The 21,926-nt window shown below is 37.0% G+C and carries 22 protein-coding genes; 10 read left to right on the forward strand and 12 right to left on the reverse strand.

The features are described from left to right. Window positions 1–12: 12 nt before the first annotated feature. The 5 genes from dinB (at window position 13) to PEDSA_RS19805 (ending at window position 3,210) form a co-directional block, all read left to right on the forward strand. Window positions 13–1,065, forward strand: a complete 1,053-nt coding sequence (gene dinB, locus PEDSA_RS05605; RefSeq protein ID WP_245546840.1) for a DNA polymerase IV — start codon at window positions 13–15, stop codon at window positions 1,063–1,065. Next, the gene (locus tag PEDSA_RS05610) at window positions 1,062–2,273 is read left to right on the forward strand and encodes a DUF763 domain-containing protein (protein WP_013632190.1); all 1,212 of its coding nucleotides are present in this window, start codon (window positions 1,062–1,064) and stop codon (window positions 2,271–2,273) included. The genes dinB and PEDSA_RS05610 overlap by 4 nt, the downstream gene beginning before the upstream one ends. 15 nt (window positions 2,274–2,288) lie before the next feature. Further along, on the forward strand, window positions 2,289–2,507 hold the full coding sequence (locus PEDSA_RS05615; RefSeq protein WP_013632191.1) for a DUF6965 family protein: 219 nt from the start codon (window positions 2,289–2,291) through the stop codon (window positions 2,505–2,507). A gap of 82 nt (window positions 2,508–2,589) precedes the next feature. After that, window positions 2,590–2,820, forward strand: coding sequence for a type II toxin-antitoxin system VapB15 family antitoxin (gene vap15, locus PEDSA_RS05620; protein WP_013632192.1), 231 nt, complete (start codon window positions 2,590–2,592; stop codon window positions 2,818–2,820). Between the two features lie 90 nt (window positions 2,821–2,910). Beyond that, entirely contained in the window at window positions 2,911–3,210 is a 300-nt protein-coding gene (locus PEDSA_RS19805; RefSeq protein ID WP_245546872.1) for a putative toxin-antitoxin system toxin component, PIN family, read from the forward strand. Between the two features lie 3 nt (window positions 3,211–3,213). Here PEDSA_RS19805 and PEDSA_RS05630 read toward each other — a convergent pair whose 3' ends face one another. Next, complete coding sequence (locus PEDSA_RS05630; RefSeq protein WP_013632193.1) at window positions 3,214–4,464, reverse strand: ABC transporter permease; 1,251 nt, start codon at window positions 4,462–4,464, stop codon at window positions 3,214–3,216. Between the two features lie 164 nt (window positions 4,465–4,628). Here PEDSA_RS05630 and queA point away from each other — a divergent pair, with 164 nt between their 5' ends. The 3 genes from queA to PEDSA_RS05645 all read left to right on the forward strand — a co-directional run bounded on the left by queA (window position 4,629) and on the right by PEDSA_RS05645 (window position 6,836). Further along, entirely contained in the window at window positions 4,629–5,678 is a 1,050-nt protein-coding gene (queA, locus tag PEDSA_RS05635; protein ID WP_013632194.1) for a tRNA preQ1(34) S-adenosylmethionine ribosyltransferase-isomerase QueA, read from the forward strand. 80 nt (window positions 5,679–5,758) lie between these two features. Next, entirely contained in the window at window positions 5,759–6,457 is a 699-nt protein-coding gene (locus tag PEDSA_RS05640) for a 2-C-methyl-D-erythritol 4-phosphate cytidylyltransferase (protein ID WP_013632195.1), read from the forward strand. Beyond that, window positions 6,447–6,836, forward strand: coding sequence for a hypothetical protein (locus PEDSA_RS05645; RefSeq protein WP_013632196.1), 390 nt, complete (start codon window positions 6,447–6,449; stop codon window positions 6,834–6,836). The genes PEDSA_RS05640 and PEDSA_RS05645 overlap by 11 nt, the downstream gene beginning before the upstream one ends. A gap of 36 nt (window positions 6,837–6,872) precedes the next feature. Here the strand turns inward: PEDSA_RS05645 and PEDSA_RS20115 are convergent, their stop codons facing one another. From PEDSA_RS20115 to PEDSA_RS05670, 6 genes are all read right to left on the reverse strand, one after another. Further along, window positions 6,873–7,022 (reverse strand): lmo0937 family membrane protein, encoded by a 150-nt coding sequence (locus PEDSA_RS20115; RefSeq protein WP_013632197.1) that lies wholly within the window; start codon window positions 7,020–7,022, stop codon window positions 6,873–6,875. A 167-nt stretch (window positions 7,023–7,189) separates the two neighbouring features. Further along, entirely contained in the window at window positions 7,190–8,380 is a 1,191-nt protein-coding gene (gene fabV, locus PEDSA_RS05650) for an enoyl-ACP reductase FabV (RefSeq protein WP_013632198.1), read from the reverse strand. A 129-nt stretch (window positions 8,381–8,509) separates the two neighbouring features. After that, window positions 8,510–9,421: a ribonuclease Z gene (locus PEDSA_RS05655; RefSeq protein WP_013632199.1), complete on the reverse strand. Its 912-nt coding sequence runs from the start codon at window positions 9,419–9,421 to the stop codon at window positions 8,510–8,512. A 26-nt stretch (window positions 9,422–9,447) separates the two neighbouring features. Next, window positions 9,448–9,825 (reverse strand): STAS domain-containing protein, encoded by a 378-nt coding sequence (locus tag PEDSA_RS05660; protein WP_013632200.1) that lies wholly within the window; start codon window positions 9,823–9,825, stop codon window positions 9,448–9,450. A 75-nt stretch (window positions 9,826–9,900) separates the two neighbouring features. Further along, a complete protein-coding gene (locus PEDSA_RS05665; protein WP_013632201.1) occupies window positions 9,901–10,845 on the reverse strand; it encodes a phosphoribosylaminoimidazolesuccinocarboxamide synthase in 945 nt (314 codons plus the stop codon). Window positions 10,846–10,935: 90 nt separating this feature from the next. Then, complete coding sequence (locus tag PEDSA_RS05670) at window positions 10,936–11,895, reverse strand: PhoH family protein (protein ID WP_013632202.1); 960 nt, start codon at window positions 11,893–11,895, stop codon at window positions 10,936–10,938. A gap of 103 nt (window positions 11,896–11,998) precedes the next feature. Between PEDSA_RS05670 and PEDSA_RS05675 the strand changes: the two genes are divergently transcribed. Then, window positions 11,999–12,775, forward strand: a complete 777-nt coding sequence (locus PEDSA_RS05675; protein ID WP_013632203.1) for an SAM hydrolase/SAM-dependent halogenase family protein — start codon at window positions 11,999–12,001, stop codon at window positions 12,773–12,775. A 64-nt stretch (window positions 12,776–12,839) separates the two neighbouring features. Here the strand turns inward: PEDSA_RS05675 and guaB are convergent, their stop codons facing one another. The 3 genes from guaB to PEDSA_RS05690 all read right to left on the reverse strand — a co-directional run bounded on the left by guaB (window position 12,840) and on the right by PEDSA_RS05690 (window position 16,948). Continuing rightward, window positions 12,840–14,309, reverse strand: a complete 1,470-nt coding sequence (gene guaB / locus PEDSA_RS05680; RefSeq protein ID WP_013632204.1) for an IMP dehydrogenase — start codon at window positions 14,307–14,309, stop codon at window positions 12,840–12,842. Window positions 14,310–14,442: 133 nt separating this feature from the next. Further along, a complete protein-coding gene (locus PEDSA_RS05685; RefSeq protein WP_013632205.1) occupies window positions 14,443–15,714 on the reverse strand; it encodes a M16 family metallopeptidase in 1,272 nt (423 codons plus the stop codon). Next, on the reverse strand, window positions 15,704–16,948 hold the full coding sequence (locus PEDSA_RS05690; RefSeq protein ID WP_013632206.1) for a M16 family metallopeptidase: 1,245 nt from the start codon (window positions 16,946–16,948) through the stop codon (window positions 15,704–15,706). Before PEDSA_RS05690 ends, PEDSA_RS05685 begins: the two co-directional genes overlap by 11 nt. Window positions 16,949–17,353: 405 nt before the next feature. Here PEDSA_RS05690 and PEDSA_RS05695 point away from each other — a divergent pair, with 405 nt between their 5' ends. Beyond that, window positions 17,354–17,893: a hypothetical protein gene (locus PEDSA_RS05695; RefSeq protein WP_148233508.1), complete on the forward strand. Its 540-nt coding sequence runs from the start codon at window positions 17,354–17,356 to the stop codon at window positions 17,891–17,893. A gap of 81 nt (window positions 17,894–17,974) precedes the next feature. On the opposite strand, the gene PEDSA_RS05700 is transcribed toward PEDSA_RS05695, so the two are convergent. After that, complete coding sequence (locus tag PEDSA_RS05700; protein ID WP_013632208.1) at window positions 17,975–19,027, reverse strand: Gfo/Idh/MocA family protein; 1,053 nt, start codon at window positions 19,025–19,027, stop codon at window positions 17,975–17,977. A gap of 11 nt (window positions 19,028–19,038) precedes the next feature. Continuing rightward, window positions 19,039–21,618 carry a DNA mismatch repair protein MutS gene (gene mutS, locus PEDSA_RS05705; protein WP_041537301.1) on the reverse strand — a complete coding sequence of 860 codons (2,580 nt, stop codon included), beginning with the start codon at window positions 21,616–21,618 and terminating at the stop codon, window positions 19,039–19,041. Between the last annotated feature and the right edge of the window lie 308 nt (window positions 21,619–21,926).

Genomic DNA, 21,926 nt, shown 5'->3' on the forward strand with positions numbered 1-21,926 from the left:
ATACATATTGATATGGACGCATTTTATGCTTCTGTAGAGCAGCGTGATTTTCCTGAATTAAGAGGCAAAGCAATTGCAGTTGGAGGTTCTCCTGACGGCCGGGGCGTAGTAGCCACCTGCAGTTACGAAGCCAGAAAATACGGTGTCCGATCAGCCATGTCTTCCCGAACAGCGATTAAGCTGTGCCCTCATCTGATCTTTACAAGACCAAGATTTGACGTTTATAAGGAAGTATCCTCACATATCCGGTCTATCTTTTACAGATATACGGATATTATAGAACCCCTTTCTTTGGATGAAGCCTATTTGGATGTTACCGACGATAAGCAGAACATCGGCTCGGCTATTGATATTGCCAAAAAGATAAAGCAGGAAATTAAAGATGAACTGGATTTGACAGCTTCGGCCGGTATTTCAACCAGTAAATTTATTGCTAAAATTGCCTCTGACTTTCAGAAACCTGACGGACTGACTTTTATAGGCCCATCTAAAATTGTTCCTTTTATTGAAGCACTTCCTATAGAGAAATTCTTTGGTGTTGGTAAAGTTACTGCTGCCAAGATGAAAAAACTGGGCATATTTAATGGGGCGGATTTAAAAAAGTGGAAGCAGAATGATTTGACAAAGCAGTTCGGGAAATCGGGTAAATTCTTTTACGAAATTGTAAGAGGAATTGATAATCGGAGTGTTAAACCCAATAGAATAAGCAAATCTGTTGGAGCTGAAGATACCTTCGAAAATGATATTGATGATATAGAGATATTAAATGAAGAACTGCAAAAGCTCTCTGAGCGGGTTTCGCGACGTTTGAATGATAAAGAGTTTAAAGGAAAAACAATGACCTTAAAGGTGAAATTCTCTGATTTTACACAGATAACCAGGAGTACAACGCTTGATTTTTACACCAATAGTTTCGACATTATTTTTGAGCATGCTTCTTCCCTGCTTGAGCATGTAGATCGCGAAGAAAAAAGAATCAGGCTATTGGGTGTTTCGGTCTCTCACTTTTTTCACGAAAAGCCAGCAGACAATATAGTAGGCCAACAATTAACACTCTTTCCATGAAAAGATCAGGAATTGCAGATTTACCTTTACACTACGGCCATGTACCTAAATGGCTGGCGGAACGCATGGCTAAACTTGGCCTGGCGATAACCGAAGCTATTATTACTGATTTTGGTAAGGACGAATATCTGAAACGTATGAGCGACCCGTTTTGGTTTCAGAGTTTGGGATGTGTTTTAGGTATGGATTGGCATTCCTCAGGTATAACAACTTCGGTTTTAGGCGCATTAAAAAGTGCCATAAACCCACTTTCTAAAGAACTTGGGATTTACTTTTGCGGAGGAAAGGGTAAATTTTCGAGAAATACCCCGCATGAACTGTTAGTTTATGGCGAAAAAAACGGGTTAAATTCATCAGAACTTATAAGATCTTCCAAATTGGTAGCCAAAGTTGATAATACAGCCATACAAGACGGACATCAGCTTTACCTGCATTCTTTTATTGTAAGCAATACCGGAGAATGGACTGTTGTTCAACAAGGTATGCATGATACAAATTCCAGTGCAAGACGCTATCACTGGCATTCTAAAGATTTTCAATCCTTTACGGAAAAACCCCATGCAGGCATTTGTGGCACTAATCAGGGATTGATTCTGGATATGACAGCTGTTGACTCTAAGCCTGCAAAAACTGCGGTTATGAATATGACAACTGAAAAACCGAATCATCTTTTGGCTGAAATAAGCCATTTGGTAATGCCTAAACATCATGACGTAAAATCAAAAGATGTTGATTTAAAAAGATTAGGGGCCATGTTGTGGCTCGCGCATGAAAAGCAACCTAAAGATTTTGATGAGCTGCTGCTCCTGGAAGGATTGGGCCCCAGAACCTTACAATCTCTTGCTTTGGTAAGCGAAGTAATTTATGGAACGCCTACCAGATTTCAGGACCCTGCCCGGTTTTCTTTTGCCCATGGCGGAAAAGATGGCCATCCGTTTCCGGTATTAACCAAAGTGTATGATGAAACTATTGATGTTTTAACAAAGGCTATTACACAATCAAAACTGGGAAACTCGGATAAAAAGTCGGCTATAGAATCTTTAAGTCGTATGGCCTATAAATTTGAGAAGGATTTTACGCCGAATAATAATTTCGAACAACTGCTTCAGAAAGAGCGGGATGAAGCCTGGAAATATGGAGGCAAGACTGTTTTTGGAGACGCTAAACCTCCTGTTAAAAATCAACAATTAAGTTTATTCGATAACTAATATTATTTTTGTGTTATGACACCAGAAGAATTAGCCGAAATTAAAGCTTATTTTGCGAACAGAGAGCTTCCACAGACTTTACAATATAACGAGTGTACATTTATGACTGATGTGCGAAAAGCTGTCAATTCAGATATTATGGTTCTGGAACGCTTTGGTTCCAAGTCTACCTTCTCTGCTCCCTGGGAACGTTTGCTTAATATTAAGAAAATACTGGAGGAAAACGAAGGTTAGAATATTTAATATCAGAGAATGTATATGCCACTTATAATATTTTTCGTAAATCCAGTTTGGAAATAAGAAATTGTATTTGGAAATGAAAACAGCCCTGCAAATAGATATAACATTTGATCAAATCCTTTCCATAGTAAAACAGTTACCTAAACAACAAAAGATTAGGCTAACAAAAGAATTGGAAAAGGAAGTCATAGACTCTAAACTTTCTCGGTTATTAAGCACTTTCAAAACAGAAGAGCTTAATTTAGATACAGTAAATGCTGAAGTAGAGCGTGTAAGACAAGAGATATATGATAAACAAAAGCGTTAAAGTAATCTTTGACACTACTGTTCGGATCAGCTTGGTGAAAAGTTAGCAAAGATCAAACGACATATTGTAAACAGTAATATTACTATTGTCATAACAGATCAATTATTAACCGAACTCAAAACTGTAACATCCAGAGAAAAACTGAAAAAATATTTTCCTAAAAATAGTGTTAAAGAATTAATTGAGCTTTTGGTAGCTATTGCAGAAAATATTGAAATCAAACCAACTCATTTTATTAACCGGGATCCTAAGGATAATTTTTTGTTAGACTTAGTTGATTTTTCAAAAGCCGATTATTTGGTAACGGGAGATAAAGACCTGTTAGCGCATAATCCATTCAAAACGGCAAAAATTCTGACGCCAACCGAATTTGAAAACGAATTTGTATAAATTCTATTTCGACCTGATTGCATCTACCGGATTTAATCTGGAAGCCGTGTAAGCAGGCCAGAAACCAGAGATAACACCTATTATTACAGATATACTTATTCCTCTTATAATATTACCGGCATTTAATACAACTTTGAAGTCGAAAAGATGGGTACTTATTTGGGTAATGCTAAAAACAAACAGAAGTCCAATTATACCTCCTAATAAAGAGAGGGCGATGGATTCGAATAAAAACTGCATCAGAATAAAATAGTTCCTTGCGCCCAGGGATTTCTGGATACCAATAATATTGGTTCGTTCCTTAACAGAAACAAACATGATGTTGGCTATACCAAAACCGCCAACTAATATGGAAAACCCTCCTATTATCCAGCCAGCTATATTGATAATAATGAACATCTGGTCTAATTGCTCTGAAAGAATAGTGCTTTTATTTAGTGCGAAATCGTCTTCCTGACTGGGTTTAAGTTTCCGGATGGACCTCATTGTCCCCCGAAGTTCATCTTCCAGCTGGTCTATGTTTAAATTTTCCTTTCCTCTAACTGTTATTTGGGGCGAATACCGATCGCTTCTGATATCTATCAGGTTACGGGCAAAATTTAAAGGAAGCACTACATGATTATCAAAAGACATTCCCAGCATATCTTCGCCCTCCTTTTCCAAAACACCTATTACGATTACATTTCTTCCCATTAATTTGATGGTCTTCCCAATGGCTTGCTGATTAGGAAATAAGCCATTGGCAATAGAAGCACCAATTACCGCAAGGGCACTTCCCGATTTTGATTCCGTCTCGGTAAAATAACGTCCCTCGCTAAAATCAAAAGTCCAGGTTTTATAGGCATCATGGGAAACTGCTATAACATTCGCGCCATCTATAGAATTACTTTGGTACTTTAGGGTTTTATTAGCAATATTCAACTCGAAAGATATACCGTCTACATCATCCAGCCTCTCTTTCAATAAATTCGCCTCATCCAGATTGGCTTCGGGCCTTTGCATATATTTCCACCAGGGATATTCACCAAAACCTCCCCATGGCCATTTTTGTACAAATATTGTTTTGGAACCTAATTTATCTACGCTTTCCTGAAGCTTCCCCCGAAACGTATCAACCATAGCAAATACCGAAATAATGGTAACAATGCCTATGGTTATCCCCAATAGAGATAAAAATGTCCTTGTTTTATTTTGTCGCAAGGCATCATAAGCAAAACTTAAGCTTTCTTTTAGCAGTTTAATAAAAAGCACCATATAACCTAAGACATAAAAAAAGGGTTTCTGTTACACCAAATCTAAACTAATGTAAATTAAGAATTCTATCCTTATAATGGATGTTTTTTTGTATTTACAATGAATTGAGGTTTTGTGAATATAATTTCGTAAATTTGCACTCCAAAATATTTGTCTTAAAACATATGAAACTATCGCAGTTTAAATTCCATTTACCAGATTCTTTAATAGCACATTACCCTGCTGAAACACGTGACGAATCTCGTTTAATGGTTTTGCATAAAGATACTGGAGAAATCGAGCATAAACTATTCAAAGATGTTCTTGGTTATTTTGATGACAAGGACGTGATGATTTTAAATAATACTAAGGTATTCCCTGCTCGTTTATACGGAAATAAGGAAAAAACTGGTGCTACAATTGAAGTTTTCTTATTAAGAGAATTAAATAAGGAATTGAGATTGTGGGATGTTTTAGTAGACCCTGCCAGAAAAATCAGAGTCGGAAATAAACTATATTTCGGCGATGACGATTTATTAGTTGCCGAAGTTGTTGACAATACTACTTCCAGAGGTAGAACCATCAGATTCTTATTTGATGGAACTGATGAAGAATTCCGCCAGAACATCGAAATCTTAGGTGAAACTCCACTTCCTAAATACATCAAACGTAAGCCAACGGCAGAAGACAAAGAGCGCTACCAAACTATCTTCGCTAAAAACGAAGGTGCCGTTGCTGCTCCTACTGCAGGTTTACACTTTAGTAGAGAACTGATGAAAAGACTGGAGCTAAAAGGTGTTGAGTTTGCTGAAGTTACGCTACATGTTGGTTTGGGTACTTTCAGACAAGTGGAAGTTGAAGACTTGACTAAACACAAAATGGACTCTGAGCAATTCATCATTGCTGAAAAAGATGCCAATATTGTGAACAAAGCTATTGAAGAGAAAAGGAGAATCTGTGCTGTTGGAACTACAGTAATGAGAGCTGTAGAGTCTGCAGTTTCTGCAAGCCGTACTTTGAAACCGATGAACGACTGGACTTCCAAGTTTATCTTCCCTCCTTACGATTTCAGTATCGCGAACAGCATGATCACTAATTTCCATACTCCTGAATCAACTTTATTGATGATGGTTTCGGCTTTTGGAGGATACGAACATGTAATGCATGCTTACGAAGTAGCAGTAAAAGAAAAATACAGATTTTATAGCTACGGAGATGCTATGTTGATTATATAATCAATTTATTGATAAAAAACTTAAAGCCTACCCATTTTTGAGTAGGCTTTCTTTTTAATACTAATTCCCTATTTTTGAGCATGCCCAACCAATACTTTGCTATAATAGTTGCCGGAGGATCAGGAAAAAGAATGCACAGTTCTATTCCGAAGCAGTTTCTATTGCTTAACGGAAAGCCCATCCTTATGCACACTATAGAGAAATTCCATAAGTCATCCTATCATCCTGAAATCGTGTTGGTATTGTCGGAATCTGATATTGAATTATGGCATGAACTGACTAAAAAACATCAGTTTTCTATTCCTCATAAAATTGTCCCGGGTGGGGCTGAACGTTTTTTTTCTGTTAAAAATGGCTTAGCGATACTGGATGATTTGGCAAGCCAGGAAGAAAGTGCTATTGTTGCTATACATGATGCCGTTCGCCCACTGGTATCAATAAGTACAATAGACAGAAGTTATGAAACTGCAAAAAAACATGGAAATGCGGTAACCGCTGTAGCTTCAAGAGATTCTGTAAGATTGCAAAATCAAAACGGAAATCAATCTGTTTCCAGAGAAAATGTTTACTTAATACAAACGCCACAAACATTTAATTATAAACAACTTAAACAGGCTTATCTAAACAAATACAATACCAACTTTACAGATGATGCCTCTGTTGTAGAAGCCAGTGGTTATTCCATTTTTATTGAAGAAGGTGATCAGTTTAATATAAAAATAACTTTTCCTGAAGACATTATATTTGCCGAATCTTTTCTTAAACTTAATGAAAAATAACAACAAACTTTCTTTTGGCTTTTATCTATCAAATGGTTTAATGGGTATTCTGATATATTTATCATACCATATTTTCCAATCTGCTTTGTTTTTAAGTATACAGCCTTATCTGCTGATTGCTTTCTTTATTGCCTACTCATTTGTAGTGTATAAAAAAACAGAATCTATGGAAATATGGCGGTATATCCCCATAGTAGGCACTTATATCGTTTTGTTTGCCCTTGTAATGGCTTATGAATATATCAAAGGAAGAGGTTCTGAATTTTGGATTTACGAATTGCTTATTCAGTTAAGTATTGCAGGTACTTCGTTATTTATTGGATATGGTTTAGTTTATATCACGCTAAGAATTAAAGAATTAAGAAACAACAATAAATAGAAAAGCCTTCTTTAAAAGAAGGCTTTTCTATTTGTGTTATGCTCCTCGGATTACCCTCAATAATACGGCTATTATAGCAATAACCAGTAAAATGTGAATCAATCCTCCACCAAAAGGTGTTACAAATGCTCCGAAAATCCAAATTATCACTAGAATAATTGCGATTAAATAAAGTAAGTTTCCCATAGTTAATTAGATGATTTTAGTTAAGTTATTAATATACTTAACTATATATCTAAAACCAGGCCAAATTACTCGATTGAAGAAAAAACATTAAACCAGGATTCGTAACCGTTTTAAGGTGAAATAAAAAAAGCGCCAACCAGGCGCTTTCCTTTAAATCATCTATACTATTATTGTAAATTAGGTATTTCTACAATCTCATTTACATCTTTATCATAATCTATTCCAGGAAGTTCAAATCCGAAAAGATTAAAGAAATCTACTCTATAGCCTTCCAAATCTCCTATCTCGGCAAGATTTTCTGTAGTTGCTTCGTCCCAAAGCTTAGCAACCTCAGCCTGTACATCTTCTCTCATTTCCCAATCATCTATTCTGATTCTGCCTTTTTCGTCAACAGGAACCTGACCATCACTATAAAGCCTATCTTTAAACAGTCTGCCAATTTGTTCTATACATCCTTCATGGATTCCTTTTGCCTTCATCACTTTAAACAGTAGAGACATATATAAAGGAATTACAGGAATTGCAGAACTTGCCTGTGTAACCAATGCTTTATTTACAGAAACATAAGCTTCACCGTGGATATCTTTTAGACTATCGGCAATTGTAAACGCTGTCGCTTCCAAATCATCTTTTGCACGGCCAATTGTACCTTTTCTGTAAACGGCTTCTGTTAATTTGGGACCGATATAAGAATATGCGACTGTCTTGGCACCATCAGCTAAGACACCAGCCTCTTTCATAGCATCAATCCACATTTTCCAATCCTCTCCTCCCATAACTGCGATTGTATTCTCAATCTCTTCTTCATTTGCAGGATTAATTGTTACTGTAGATACATTTCCGCTATGAAAATCTACTGTTTTATTGCTAAAAGTAGTTCCAATAGGCTTTAACACAGAGTTATAGGTAACACCTGTAACCGGATGAGTTCTTCTTGGTGACGCCAAGCTATAAATAACCAAATCAATCTGACCTAAATCTTTTTTGATTAAATCTATTGTTTGTTGTTTTATCTCATTCGAGAAAGCATCTCCATTGATACTTTTAGCATATAATCCTGCTTCCAGAGCATATTTCTCGAAAGCAGCAGAATTATACCAACCTGGTGATGCAGGTTTACCTTCGGCAGAAGGCTTTTCAAAAAACACGCCGATTGTAGATGCACCAGAACCGAATGCGCTCGTTATTCTGGATGCCAGACCGAAACCTGTAGAAGCCCCGATAACCAGAACTCTCTTAGGCCCGTTATTTGGTCCAAGACCTTTTATATAATTAATCTGATTAAGAACGTTACGATCACAACCTTCCGGGTGTGAAGTGAGGCAAATAAAACCTCTTACTCTTGGTGTAATAATCATGAAATGTCTTTTTATTTAACAATATTCAATAAATTCTATTTTATAAACAGAGTCGCAAATCTACTGTATTTTGAGATAAGTAGAGATGAAATCTAAATTATAAAAAATAAAGCATTAATTACTAAGTGATTAAATCTCAAATACCTGTCCCTGATTCGCTATTTGGGTATTACTAAATACGCTTCTGGCTTCCTGCAACAATGCTCCCAGATCTTTATATCTCGCAGAAAAATGCCCTATTAAAAGTTTTTTCGCACCAATTTTCTTCGCTACCGTCGCCGCTTCCAGGGCGGTTGAATGATGGGTTTCCTTAGCTCTATCTATCATATCATGAAGAAATGTAGCTTCGTGATATAAAGTGTCCACCTTAGTTAGTTTATTGATATAGCGCTCATCAAGAAGGGTATCAGAACAATAAGCATAGGCTTTCGGGACATCCGCTTCTGTAGTTAGGTCGAAAGCTTTATAAACATACCCTGAACTGTCCGTATAATCTATACCTCTTTTTATCAAAGGATAATATTCGGGTGGAATATTTAGCTTTTCTACCTTCTCTTTTAATATTTTTCTTTGGCGTTGTTTCTCCCTAACAATAAATCCCGTACACGGTATTCTATGATTTAAGGGAATAGTCTCCACAGTAAAATCTCTTGTTTCGTAAACTAATCCAGTATTATTGGGATCTAAAGCTGTAAAGTTTAAGTCGAATATCAGTCTTGTATCAGAATATTTAAGCTGTATCTGTATAATATCCAATAATCCCTGAGGGCCAAACAGATTCAAGGGTTTCCTTCTTCCATTCAGATTCATAGAAGATATTAAACCGATTAAACCGAAGAAATGATCCCCATGTAAATGACTAATAAAAATATCACTTATCCGGTTATACTTGATTTCATACAACAACATCTGCTGCTGGGTTCCTTCCCCACAATCAATCATGAGTAGAGACTCATTGATATTTAAGATTTGTGAAGTTGGGTTTCTACTGAAAATAGGCGTAGCAGAGCTGTTGCCCAAAATGGTAACCTCAAACTTCATATTCTCCGTATTAAGATAAATTCTATTTAAGATTGCTCGCGATTAAGCTCTTTCTCTATTTCTTCCATAAAAATTATATCTATGGCTTCTTCTACCTTAGGCACCGCGGTTATGATGGTATCTAATTGAGAAATTGATAAGAGCCTGGACACCGCATCGCTTAAACCTGTTAGTATAAATACCCCATCAGAGTTTTTACACAATCTGTGTCCAACCAGGATACTGCTTAAACCAGATGAATCTACATATTTTACAGCAGATAAATCCAAGATTATATTTCTTTGACCTTCTGTATTTGTTAGAATCAACTCCGATTTTAGCTGAGGAGATACCAAAGTATTCAACTTGGGTTCTTCCAGTTTTATCAGAACATACTTTTCGTGTTTATCGACAGAAAATTTCATACGGTTTGGATTTTCCGCAAAATACTAAATTTATATTAAAACACTGCAGCTGCAAAATTAAACTTAAATAGCAGGCTACAGTTTATTTAATGCAAAAATAATGTTTTCTTCTACTCTTTTATAAACATTATCTGTGCCAGCTTTTATAAATTTTTCGCCAGTAATTTTCTCGTATAGCTCTATATATCTTTCGGAGATTGCTTCTACTCTTTCGGCATTCATTTCAGGAACCTGTTGTCCTTCTTTTCCCTGAAAGCCATTTTCGATAAGCCACCTTCTTACAAATTCTTTGGAAAGCTGTTTTTGAGGTTCGCCTTTTGCCTGTAGCTCCTCGTATCCTTCTTTATAAAAATAACGTGAAGAATCTGGTGTATGTATCTCGTCAATCAGGTATATAGTTCCTTCTGTTTTTCCAAATTCATATTTTGTATCTACCAGAATAAGCCCTTGTGAAGCTGCAATCTCGGTACCTCTTTGATAAAGCTTTCTGGTATAATTCTCTAATTGAATATAATCCGCTTCGGTTACAATACCTCTTTTTAGGATTTCTTCTCTTGAAATATCTTCATCATGTCCGACAGCTGCTTTAGTTGTTGGGGTTATAATGGGTTCAGGAAGCTTATCATTTTCTTTAAGTCCTTCGGGTAAAGCTACCCCACATAATTCGCGCTTACCTGCGGCATATTCTCTTGCAACATGCCCTGCCAGATATCCCCTAATTACCATCTCTACTTTAAACGGTTCGCATATTCTTCCTATTGTAACGTTTGCGTCCGGCACAGTAACGACCCAGTTGGGAACTATATCCTTTGTTGCGTTAAGAAATTTAGCCGCTATTTGATTTAAAACTTGTCCCTTAAACGGAATGGGTTCGGGCAAAACTACATCGAAAGCGGAAATACGATCTGTAACTACCATTACCAGATATTTATTATCAATGGTATAAACGTCTCTAACTTTTCCTTTATAAAAACTGGTCTGTCCCGGAAAATTGAAGTTTGTTTCTTTTATTGCTTTCATTCTTTTTTTAGTAGTGAGTATTAGGAATTGAGTAATGAGTTTAAAACCTTATACATTAAATAGGTATCGCACTCTCAACTAAATCTACAATTACTGTATATCTCCGTAGGCTTCAAGTATCCGTTTAACCAATTTATGTCGCACAACATCTTCTCCACTTAGATATATAATGCTGATTCCTTTAATACCTTCCAATATTCTAAGTCCATTGAATAATCCAGACTGTTGCTTTTTCGGCAGATCTATCTGGGTAACATCACCGGTTACAATAAATTTGGCCGATGGTCCCATACGCGTTAGAAACATTTTCAATTGCATGTCTGTAGCATTCTGCGCTTCATCCAGGATAACGAAACAATTATCTAAAGTTCGCCCTCTCATGAATGCCAACGGAGCTATTTCGATCGTCCTGTTCTCTATGTACGTTTTCAAACGCTCTGCCGGAAGCATATCATCCAAAGCATCATAAAGCGGCCTTAAATATGGGTCAACCTTTTCTTTCAGATCTCCAGGTAAAAAACCAAGGTTTTCTCCAGCTTCAACAGCTGGTCTGGTTAAAATTATTCGTTTTACTTCTTTGTTTTTTAAAGCCCGTACAGCTAAAGCAACCGCAGTATAGGTTTTACCGGTACCAGCAGGACCTATCGCAAACATGATATCGTTTTCAACAATACTGCTCACCATTCTTCTTTGGTTAGCTGTTCTTGCTTTTATCAAAAGTCCATTCTGGCCATAAACAATAACTTCCGACGATCCTCCTCTTCCGCTCTGTGTAGCCTCTTCTTTTGTAATTACAGCATCTTCTCCGAGTATATTTTCAATATCCCCCGTCGATAAATTCTGGTACTTATCTAAATGATTGATTATTGCTGTAATTTTTTGGTTAAATCTCTTAAGCTCTTTTTCGTCTCCCAGGGCTTTAAGTTCGTCGCCTCTTGAGACAATTTTTAGTTTTGGAAATGAACGCTTTATCAGTTCAAAGTATTCATTATTTGGGCCCCATAATATCAATGGGTTTACTGTTTCTAAGGTAATTTTAAGTTCGTTCAAGCTTTACTTTTTAATGTTTTGAGTATGTTATGTAAATTAAAAACTTAATTTTGCGCTACTCGTTCTTGTAATGCAAGAATAAGAATAAATATTCACAAATTTAATGGCAATTATCACTTTAACCACAGATTTAGGGTATAAAGATTTTTACCAAGCGGCGCTCAAAGGCAGTATCTTAAGTACATTGCCTAATGTGAATATTATTGATATTACACACGAAATCCAGGCATTCAATATTTCAAGAGCAGCATTTATTTTAAAAAATTGTTTTTCATATTTCCCTAAAAACACGGTTCATTTAATCGGGATTGATACGGTTTACAGTGAAGACAACAAATATATTGCCGTAAAATATCGCGATCACTTCTTTGTGGGCTCCGATAACGGGATTTTTTCATTGATTTTTGACGAGGAACCTCAAGAAATTGTGGAAATAAATATCATGCAGGATTTAAAGTTTCTGCATTTTCCATTAGCGGATATCTTTGTAAAAGCTGCTTGTCATTTGGCGGCCGGTGGTTCACTGAAAGAAATAGGTATCCCTACAGATGGCGTGGAAGAAAGAATGAGCCTGCAGCCGATTATCGAATCTGACCAGATTAAGGGCAGTGTTATTTTTGTTGATTCTTTTCAGAACGTCGTTACTAACGTAACCAAAGATTTATTTACTAAAGTACAGCAAGGTAGAAAATTCACCCTTTCTTTTAGAAGGAATGAGACAATCAACCAGCTAAGCTGGCATTATAATGAAGTTCCTGAAGGCGAAAAGCTTTGTTTGTTTGGTATTTCCGATCATCTGGAAATAGCAATTAATAAAGGAAATGCCAGCGGTTTACTGGGGCTAAATATGGGAGATATTGTGAGAATAGATTTTCACTAAAAACTCTGGTAAATAAAAAAGCCGCGTATTTATGATACGCGGCTTTTTTATATTTCTACTCTAATTATCTGCTATAATTTGGAGCCTCTTTAGTAATTGTAATACCATGCGGATGTGATTCCCTGATACCTGAAGCCGTAATTCTTACAAATTGTGCTTCCTGTAAAGCTGGAATATCTTTAGCTCCACAGTATCCCATACTCGCTCTTAAACCACCGATATACTGGTGCATTACTTCGGCCAAAGTTCCTTTGTAAGGTACTCTTCCTACAATTCCTTCGGGAACAAGCTTCTTAATATCAGCTTCTACATCCTGAAAGTATCTGTCTTTAGAACCTTGCTCCATTGCCTCTACAGATCCCATTCCTCTATATGACTTAAACTTTCTTCCTTCGTAAATGATGGTCTCTCCAGGAGCTTCCTCTACACCTGCGAAAAGAGATCCTGCCATAATAGTACTTGCTCCGGCTGCAATCGCTTTTGCAATATCACCAGTTTGTTTGATACCGCCATCGGCAATTAATGGTACTCCGGTGCCTTTTAATGCTTTTGCAACTTCGTAAACCGCATATAATTGAGGAACACCAACTCCTGCTATAATTCTTGTAGTACAAATAGATCCCGGGCCAATACCTACTTTTACAGCATCTGCGCCAGCTTCAACCAAAGCTTTTGCTGCAGCACCTGTAGCTATATTTCCAGCGATAACATCTAATTCAGGAAATTTAGCTTTAACTTCTTTTAATTTGTCTATAACACCTTTGGAATGTCCGTGAGCTGTATCAATTGTAATAACATCTACACCAGCCTTCACCAAAGCTTCAACACGCTCCAGCGTATCAGTCGTTACGCCTACCGCAGCCCCTACTCTCAACCTTCCGTGTTCGTCTTTACATGCTGAAGGGTAATTTCTGAATTTCTGAATATCTTTAAATGTAATTAAGCCGGATAAAGTTCCGTCTTCTTTTACAACTGGTAGCTTTTCAATTTTATGATCTTGCAAAATAGATTCTGCTTGTTTCAGGGTAGTTCCTTCCGGAGCAGTAATTAAGTTCTCTTTTGTCATTACATCAGAAACCTTAATACTTAAGTCTTTTTGAAAACGCAGATCACGATTGGTTACGATTCCTACAAGTTTATTACCTTCTGACACGATAGGAATTCCTCCAATTTGGAATTCTTTCATCATTTTAAATGCTTCGCCTACCGTAGCAGATTGCGATAGTGTTACAGGATCCTGGATCATCCCACTTTCAGAACGTTTAACTTTTCTAACTTCGTTAGCCTGAGCCTCGATAGTCATGTTCTTATGAAGAAAACCTAATCCTCCAGCTTGCGCAATTGCAATAGCCAAATTGGCATCGGTTACTGTATCCATAGCCGCTGAAACAATAGGTACATTTAAACGAATATTTCTGGTAACGAATGAAGAAGTATCAACTTCTCTTGGTAAAACTTCTGAATAAGCCGGAACTAATAAAACGTCATCGTATGTTAATCCTTCGGCAATAAATTTATGTGGATCTAACTGCATAGCAAATAAATTAAGGGTCTTTATTTGCGATACAAAATTACGACTTTCTGATAAAAAACGAAAAATATTTTGTCATTTGAAAGAAATAAACATAGAAGCGATGTTTAAGTATCTTTAATCGCTTCTATATTTACTAATATTTCCCAACAACCACTTTTACAAAGTCGTTAAATACAAGGTACTTATTGGCTAAATCCCTTAGCTCTTCTGGTGTTAAACCTTTTATAGTTTGGATTTGCTTATCTAAATGATCGTAGCTTAATCCGTAGAAATAAATATTTTTGAATTTGTCGGCATGGGAGAAAATATTCTCCAAACTACCTAAAATACTGCCAACAAAATAATTTTTAACCAGTTTCAACTCATCTTCTGGAATAAGTTCGGTTTTAAGAATATTGATCTCTTTTTCAATTTCTTCAAATGTATTTTTACAAACATCTGCTCCAACTTCTGAGGCTATAAAAAATGTCCCTGCATATTCCAAAGACATATTAGCTGCTCCTATTCCATAAGTATAACCTTTATCCTCCCGGATATTAGACATCAGCCTGCTACCAAAATAACCTCCCAAAACAGTTGTTAAAAGCTGCATACCAAAAAAGTCAGGGTGTGTTCTGTTAACCGTTTTTATACCTAGCCTTATAGCAGACTGTAAAGCCTGATCTTTTTCTACCAATTCGAATTTCGAACTAACTCGGGGGATATCAAACCTGTTCTCTTGGAAATTCTCCGTACTCTCCCATTCACCAAAAAGTTCATCTAATAGTGTGAGAACAGAATCTTCCACTTTACCGGCAATAACAACTGTACAATTCTGTGGATGATACGCTTTTTTATAATACGCAATTAAATCTTCTCTTTCCAGCTTATCAAAATCATCAATATTTGCAGTGTAACCATATAAGGTATCACCAAAAACCTCTTTATTGAAAACTTTTTTGGCTAGAAAATCATTTTTCTCAAAAGACACCTTTAATCTTTGCTTCTGTGTATTTATTAAAGTGTTGAGCTCTTTTTCTGGAAATATAGAATTGAATAAGACATCCTGTACAACAGGTAGCGTACGCTCTAAATGTCTGTTCAAGCTATATAATGTTACTGTCGAACGGTCAAAACCAAACTCTGTTTGAAAAAAGGCACCATAAAAGTCTATTTTATCGGCTATTTCGGCGGCGGTCAAATTTTGAGTCCCTTCACTTAGCATTGAATTGGTCATGCTCCCCAGCAGTGGCTTAGACGAATCCCAATTCACATTTTTAAATATAAACTCAACTCTAACCAGATTTTGTTCGCCTCCGTTCAGTATAAAAACGGGGATTCCGTTTTTAAGTCTCTTTTCTTCGGCATGTACAAAATGTATATTTTCTACTTCTTTAAATAACGGGGCCTCTTTTCTATTTAGCATTGTTTGACAAATAATATAAGGTTGTAGACTTTTCTTTTTGAAACATAAACTGAGAAATATGCTGAATATCCTCTCTATTAACTTTTTGATACTTTTCAATTTCCATATTCAGCTCATCAGCATTTCCCAAAAGTTCATAGAAAGCCAGGTTCATTGCTTTATCCAGCAAACTCATCTCAGCAAACTCAAAGGTTGATTCGTATTTATTTTTCACCTTTGTTAGTTCATTTTCCGACACCAGATCGGCTTTCAATTGATTCAACACTTCCCATATGGCGTTGTCAGCATCTTGAGGATCGACATTTTCATTCAGACGGCCTTCTATTACAAACATCCCTGTATCTATACTTCCGTAATTATATGCATTGATATCTGAAAACAATTGGCGTTCTTTAACCAACTGTCTATAAAGTCTGGAGGACTTTCCCTGCGACAGAATATCTGATATCAAGTCATAAACAGGATACTTTTCATCTGCCTTTCCAACCATTTTGAACACTTTATAAATCGCATTTAAGGGAACATCTGCATAAACCGTTTCTTTAACTTCCACAGTCTGCTCATCTTCTTCAGGCAAATTTCTGATATATTTAACGCCTGATTCTATTGGCTCGAACCACTTCTCTGCCAATCTTTTGACCTCCTCCACTTCAACATCCCCTCCTACAACTAATATTGCATTTTGCGGGTTATAATGCTTTTTAAAGAATGCTTTCACATCCTCCATTTTTGCATTCTCTATATGGGAAAGCTCTTTGCCTATAGTAGCCCATTTATAGGGGTGCTTTTTATAAACCAGAGGCCTTAGCTTTAACCATGCATCGCCATAAGGCTGATTTAAATAACGTTGTTTAAATTCTTCGCAGACAACATTTCTTTGCACATCCAGACTTTTTTCAGAAAAAGCCAGGCTTAACATCCTGTCAGATTCTAACCAAAAAGCTGTCTCAATATTTGCAGTAGGCAGGGTTAAATAATAATTGGTAATATCGTTACTTGTAAAAGCATTGTTTTCACCTCCTACTCTCTGCAGTGGCTCATCATAAGAAGGAATGTTTATGGAGCCACCAAACATCAAATGTTCGAATAAATGTGCAAAACCTGTTTTATCTTCTTGTTCATCTCTGGCACCAACGTCATACAGTATATTTAACACTGCCATTGGTGTATTGTGATCTTCATGGACTAAAACACGCAGTCCGTTTTTCAATACAAATTTTTCGTATTTCAACATATCTTATTTGGCGGAATCTTATACAATCTTGTCTCAAAAGTAGGGTTTTAAAATCAATTATGGGGGCTAAATTCAAAAGTAAAAAATCGATGAATCCGCTTATCCTCAAAATCATAATTCGGAATTCGAAGAAACAGTAATTGTTTATATTATTCACTATATCTGAACCTAATTAATCTACAACACATTTTGTTAAATAATGTTAACAGCCATTGCAGACCGGTACTTTCGCCTTATCTTTGGATCAGGTTTATAATTGGTTAGTTTAGGCTCCATTCTCCCCGTTTGGAGCTTAAACATTTTTAAGATCTTCCATTTTTCCAATACTTTTCTTAAATTGAACAAATGCAATAATTAAATTTATTCTATCTACCATCGATCATGAAACGTCAATCTGCCTGCTTAATGATTCTTATTCTTGTATACACGGTTTGTTCCTGCAACAGTCCTTCTAAAACCAATACGAATAAAAATGAGGATACTACCGCTACAATAAAAGCGGAAAGCACAGATTCCGTCCATTTAGCACAGATCTGGTTAAAAAGAAGCATCGAAGGATTCTTTAAAGATTTTGATCAGTTAAAGGGAAATTTTTCATCGATAACCACTCCCGGTTATTATGAATTTAAAATGGATGCTATACACATTGATTATGACGGAGGTTTGTCAGAAACGGAATTCAAAAATAAATGGTCTCAAAGATATTCTGAATTTGCAGGTGTAAACGAAGGTTTTATGATTGGCGGAAACGACTTTGGAACTGTTAAAGTTAAAGAATGTAAATTTATAAACCGGACAAAACAGCATGGCTATCTGTTCCATACAATTATAGAAGATACAGAGTTGCATAATGAATTCATTAGGGACATTACAGTAGTCTCACATCAAGGCTCCTTTTTAATCGATGATGTAAAAGAAATAGAAGATATCTTCCCAAACGATTAACAACCGTATTGCTAACGCCCCTTCGGGAAATTTGCCGAAGGAGTCAAAGGCTTCCATTTGGACATCCCTTAGGGGAACTAACTACAAATAAACAGGTTTTCCGGTTCTCGCGCTTTCGTAAATAGCTTCAATTATTCTGACTGATTTCCTGCCTTCTTCTCCATCAATAAACGGTTTAGCAGAGGCATTCAATGCATTAATAAAATCTGTGATTTGTAATTGGTGTCCCAAAGAACTTATAGCCATAGGATTAGAAACACCTCCGTTTGCATCTTTAGATTCATCCTTAGCTTTAACAGCATAGTAAGCATTGGCATCGGCATTCATAAATTCCCACTTTGTAATGTCAGCATCTTCAATAACCGCGGAGCCTTCCGTTCCTGTAATTTCTATCCGCTTTAAGAAACCCGGGTAAAGCGCAGTAGAACACTCTATGGTACCTAAAGCTCCATTTTTAAAACGAAGTATAGCAACAACGGTATCTTCGACCTCTATTTCCTCGTGTCTGAAATTTCCAGTCATCGCCTGCACACTTTCTACCTCGCCCATGTACCATTGCAAAACATCAACAGCATGAATTCCCTGATTCATTAAGGCACCTCCACCGTCAAAAGCCCAGGTTCCGCGCCATGCATTTTGTTTATAATAAGCCTCAGTTCTGCTCCATTTTACATATGCGCTTCCAATAGCCAGCTTTCCAAACCAGTTTCTATCTATAGCTTCCTTAATAGCTCTGCTTTCCGGATAAAATCTGCTCTGAAAAACAACACCTAACTGTACGCCATTTCTTTTTGCCTCACTAATCATTTGATCGCAACGCATGGTATTAATTTCCAATGGCTTCTCTATCAGACAATGTTTACCTTTTCGAATCGCTAGCAATGCCATTTCCTCATGCAAACCAGACGGGGTACAAATACAAATAATATCTATGTCCGCTCTATCTAAAAAAGTATCTAAATCTTCGAAAGACTCGCCACCATGCTTCTCAGAAAAAGACTTTGCTTTGTCGTAATTTCTGTTGTAAACACCTATCAATTTAGCTCCAGCAACACTTTTGATGGCATCTGCATGTATATCGGCAATTGCGCCAGTTCCTACAATTCCAAAACCGTAAATTTTATCCGTATTCATAACATATAAATTTAAGAGTTCTTCAATACTTTTTGTATTTCATCCAGTTTCATTAAAGCATCCACGGGTGTCAGGGTATTAACATCCAGATTATTCAGTACATCTCTGATTTTAATCAGGATCGGATCTTCCAATGCAAACATTTGTAATTGCACAGCCTGTTTCTGCATTTTCATGATACTGGCTTTCACATGTTCACCACCAGTTCGTTCGTTCTCCAATCTCCGCAATATCTCATTAGCCCGCAAAAGAACCCTTGGAGGCATACCCGCCATTTTCGCTACGTGGATACCAAAACTATGTTCACTTCCTCCGGGAACTAACTTCCTCAGGAAGATCACTTTATTCCCTACTTCTTTAACCGTTACATTAAAGTTCTTGATACGTGAAAAAGAATTCGAAAGTTCATTCAATTCATGATAATGCGTGGCAAACAAAGTCTTTGCGTTCGCATTCGGATGATTATGTAAAAATTCTACAATAGCCCATGCTATAGAAATACCATCATAAGTAGAAGTACCGCGACCAATTTCGTCCAGCAGAATCAAACTTCTGTCCGACAAATTGTTTAGAATGCTTGCGGTCTCATTCATCTCCACCATAAAAGTAGATTCCCCTGACGATAAATTATCCGATGCACCTACTCTGGTAAAAATCTTATCTACAATTCCTACATGCGCCTCTTTTGCAGGAACAAAACAGCCCATCTGAGCCATCAACACAATCAGCCCGGTTTGCCTCAATAAAGCTGACTTACCGGCCATATTAGGCCCTGTAATAATGATAATCTGCTGCGTTTCGTCATCCAGATAAACACTATTGGTAATATATTCCTCGCCAATAGGCAGGTTTTTCTCAATAACAGGATGGCGCCCACCTTTGATATCCAATACCTTGTCATCACTGACAACCGGTCTTACATAATAATTTTTCTGAGCGATCGTAGCAAAACATAAGAGTACATCCAGTTGTGCTATCAATGTCGCATTCAGCTGAATCGGACGGATAAACTCAGCCACAGAAGCCAGCAAATCGCTAAAAAGTTTTGTTTCCAAAGCATGGATTTTCTCTTCGGCTCCCAAAATCTGATCTTCATATTCCTTCAGCTCCGGCGTAATATAACGTTCCGCATTTACCAAAGTCTGCTTTCTTATCCATTCCGTTGGCACCTTATCCTTATGCGTATTACTCACCTCCAGATAATATCCAAAAACGTTATTGAAAGCGATTTTTAAAGAACTGATTCCCGTTGCCTCGGCTTCTTTCCGTTGCAGTTCCAATAAATAGTCCTTACCGCCATAAGATATCTTCCGCAGTTTATCCAGTTCTTCATTGAAACCATCTGCAATAACCTTTCCCTTGGCTACCGCTACTGGTGGGTCAGCCTGAAGTTCCTTATCAATTTTTTCACTGATAGAGGCACATGGATTTATCTGTTCCGCAATACGTTTCACAGATTCCTGATCTACGTTTTCGCATAATTTCTTAATCTCTTCAATAGCTCGAAGAGCTCTCTTTAGCTGTACAATCTCTCGTGGATTAGCCTTCTGCAAACCAATTTTAGAAACCAAACGTTCCAGATCCCCAATTTGTCGGATATGCTGTTCCAAGGTTTCTCTCAATTCATTATGTTTGAAAAAGAAAGAAACAACATCCAGACGCTCCTCTATCGGCTTCCTGTTCTTCAAGGGCATTAAAACCCACTTGCGCAACATTCTGGCTCCCATAGCCGAAGAAGTATGGTCCAGAACATCTATCAGCGTTTTAGCATCTTCGTTAGACGATCCCACCAGTTCCAGATTTCGAACAGTAAATCGATCTAACCACATATATCGGTCTTCCTCTATCCTGGATATATTCGTAATATGCTGCAACTGCCTGTGCTCGGTTTCGTTCAGGTAATGTAAAGCAACTCCCGCTGCAATAATCCCTAAATTCAGTTTCTCTATACCAAATCCTTTTAAGGAATTTACCTCGAAATGCTTCAGCAGATTTTCCTGGGCATAGTCATTAGTAAAAGCCCAATCATCCAGAATAAATGTATAGAAACGTCCACCAAAAAGCTCCGTAAATTCTTTCGATTTACTCTTTGCAAAAATAACCTCACTGGGTTTGAAACTTTGTAAAAGTTTATCTATGTATTCTGCATTACCCTGTGCAGTTAAAAACTCGCCCGTAGAAATATCTAAAAAAGCCACGCCAATTGTGCCTTTGTCAAAATGCAGTGTGGCTAAATAATTATTGGATTTTTGCTGAACAATATTGTCATTATAGGCTACACCCGGAGTTACCAATTCGGTAACACCACGCTTTACTATTCCCTTTACAGATTTAGGATCCTCCAACTGGTCACATATCGCCACACGCTGGCCTGCCCGCACCAATTTGGGTAAATAGGTTTCTATAGAATGGTGTGGAAAACCGGCCAGTTCTATGTGCGAAGCCGAACCGTTAGCCCGTTTTGTTAATACTATCCCTAAAATCTGAGATGCTTTCACAGCATCTTCCCCGAAAGTCTCGTAAAAATCGCCTACCCTAAATAACAGCAATGCACCCGGATATTTTGCTTTGATCTGGTTGTATTGTGTCATTAAAGGAGTTTCCTTTGTTCCTTTTCCTGCCAATGTTCTTTATTTTTCGATTGGCTAAGATATAAAATTAACACTTAGGCTTAAAGCAATGTGGGGAATTATATCATTTGGGATTTGAAGAGCATCTCTCGGGTGTAGAAGATTATATAAAACTCGGGATGTTACAACGAAGCCGAAATGTAGTGTATTGGGAATATCGAGATTTAAAAATTTGACTATAAAAAGGGAATAGAGTAATGTCAACGACATTACATCATAATTTATTGACTTTTAATACCATACACTATTTACTTCATCTGTAAAATGCA

Origin of the sequence: Pseudopedobacter saltans DSM 12145 (assembly GCF_000190735.1) — a bacterium.
Lineage (GTDB): Bacteria > Bacteroidota > Bacteroidia > Sphingobacteriales > Sphingobacteriaceae > Pseudopedobacter > Pseudopedobacter saltans.

Bases quoted from the DNA above. Each gene is read 5' to 3' on its own strand.
- mutS (WP_041537301.1), bottom strand. From the start codon at position 21,618: ATGACACAATACAACCAGATCAAAGCAAAATATCCGGGTGCATTGCTG.
- fabV (WP_013632198.1), bottom strand. From the start codon at position 8,380: ATGATTATTACACCAAGAGTAAGAGGTTTTATTTGCCTCACTTCACAC.
- PEDSA_RS05700 (WP_013632208.1), bottom strand. From the start codon at position 19,027: ATGAATACGGATAAAATTTACGGTTTTGGAATTGTAGGAACTGGCGCA.
- PEDSA_RS05630 (WP_013632193.1), bottom strand. From the start codon at position 4,464: ATGGTGCTTTTTATTAAACTGCTAAAAGAAAGCTTAAGTTTTGCTTAT.
- vap15 (WP_013632192.1), top strand. From the start codon at position 2,590: ATGAAAACAGCCCTGCAAATAGATATAACATTTGATCAAATCCTTTCC.
- PEDSA_RS05690 (WP_013632206.1), bottom strand. From the start codon at position 16,948: ATGTTGAAATACGAAAAATTTGTATTGAAAAACGGACTGCGTGTTTTA.
- PEDSA_RS20115 (WP_013632197.1), bottom strand. From the start codon at position 7,022: ATGGGAAACTTACTTTATTTAATCGCAATTATTCTAGTGATAATTTGG.
- PEDSA_RS05695 (WP_148233508.1), top strand. From the start codon at position 17,354: ATGATTCTTATTCTTGTATACACGGTTTGTTCCTGCAACAGTCCTTCT.
- PEDSA_RS05675 (WP_013632203.1), top strand. From the start codon at position 11,999: ATGGCAATTATCACTTTAACCACAGATTTAGGGTATAAAGATTTTTAC.
- PEDSA_RS05645 (WP_013632196.1), top strand. From the start codon at position 6,447: ATGAAAAATAACAACAAACTTTCTTTTGGCTTTTATCTATCAAATGGT.
- PEDSA_RS05685 (WP_013632205.1), bottom strand. From the start codon at position 15,714: ATGCTAAATAGAAAAGAGGCCCCGTTATTTAAAGAAGTAGAAAATATA.
- dinB (WP_245546840.1), top strand. From the start codon at position 13: ATGGACGCATTTTATGCTTCTGTAGAGCAGCGTGATTTTCCTGAATTA.
- PEDSA_RS05660 (WP_013632200.1), bottom strand. From the start codon at position 9,825: ATGAAATTTTCTGTCGATAAACACGAAAAGTATGTTCTGATAAAACTG.
- PEDSA_RS05610 (WP_013632190.1), top strand. From the start codon at position 1,062: ATGAAAAGATCAGGAATTGCAGATTTACCTTTACACTACGGCCATGTA.
- PEDSA_RS05640 (WP_013632195.1), top strand. From the start codon at position 5,759: ATGCCCAACCAATACTTTGCTATAATAGTTGCCGGAGGATCAGGAAAA.
- PEDSA_RS05655 (WP_013632199.1), bottom strand. From the start codon at position 9,421: ATGAAGTTTGAGGTTACCATTTTGGGCAACAGCTCTGCTACGCCTATT.
- PEDSA_RS05665 (WP_013632201.1), bottom strand. From the start codon at position 10,845: ATGAAAGCAATAAAAGAAACAAACTTCAATTTTCCGGGACAGACCAGT.
- guaB (WP_013632204.1), bottom strand. From the start codon at position 14,309: ATGCAGTTAGATCCACATAAATTTATTGCCGAAGGATTAACATACGAT.
- queA (WP_013632194.1), top strand. From the start codon at position 4,629: ATGAAACTATCGCAGTTTAAATTCCATTTACCAGATTCTTTAATAGCA.
- PEDSA_RS05615 (WP_013632191.1), top strand. From the start codon at position 2,289: ATGACACCAGAAGAATTAGCCGAAATTAAAGCTTATTTTGCGAACAGA.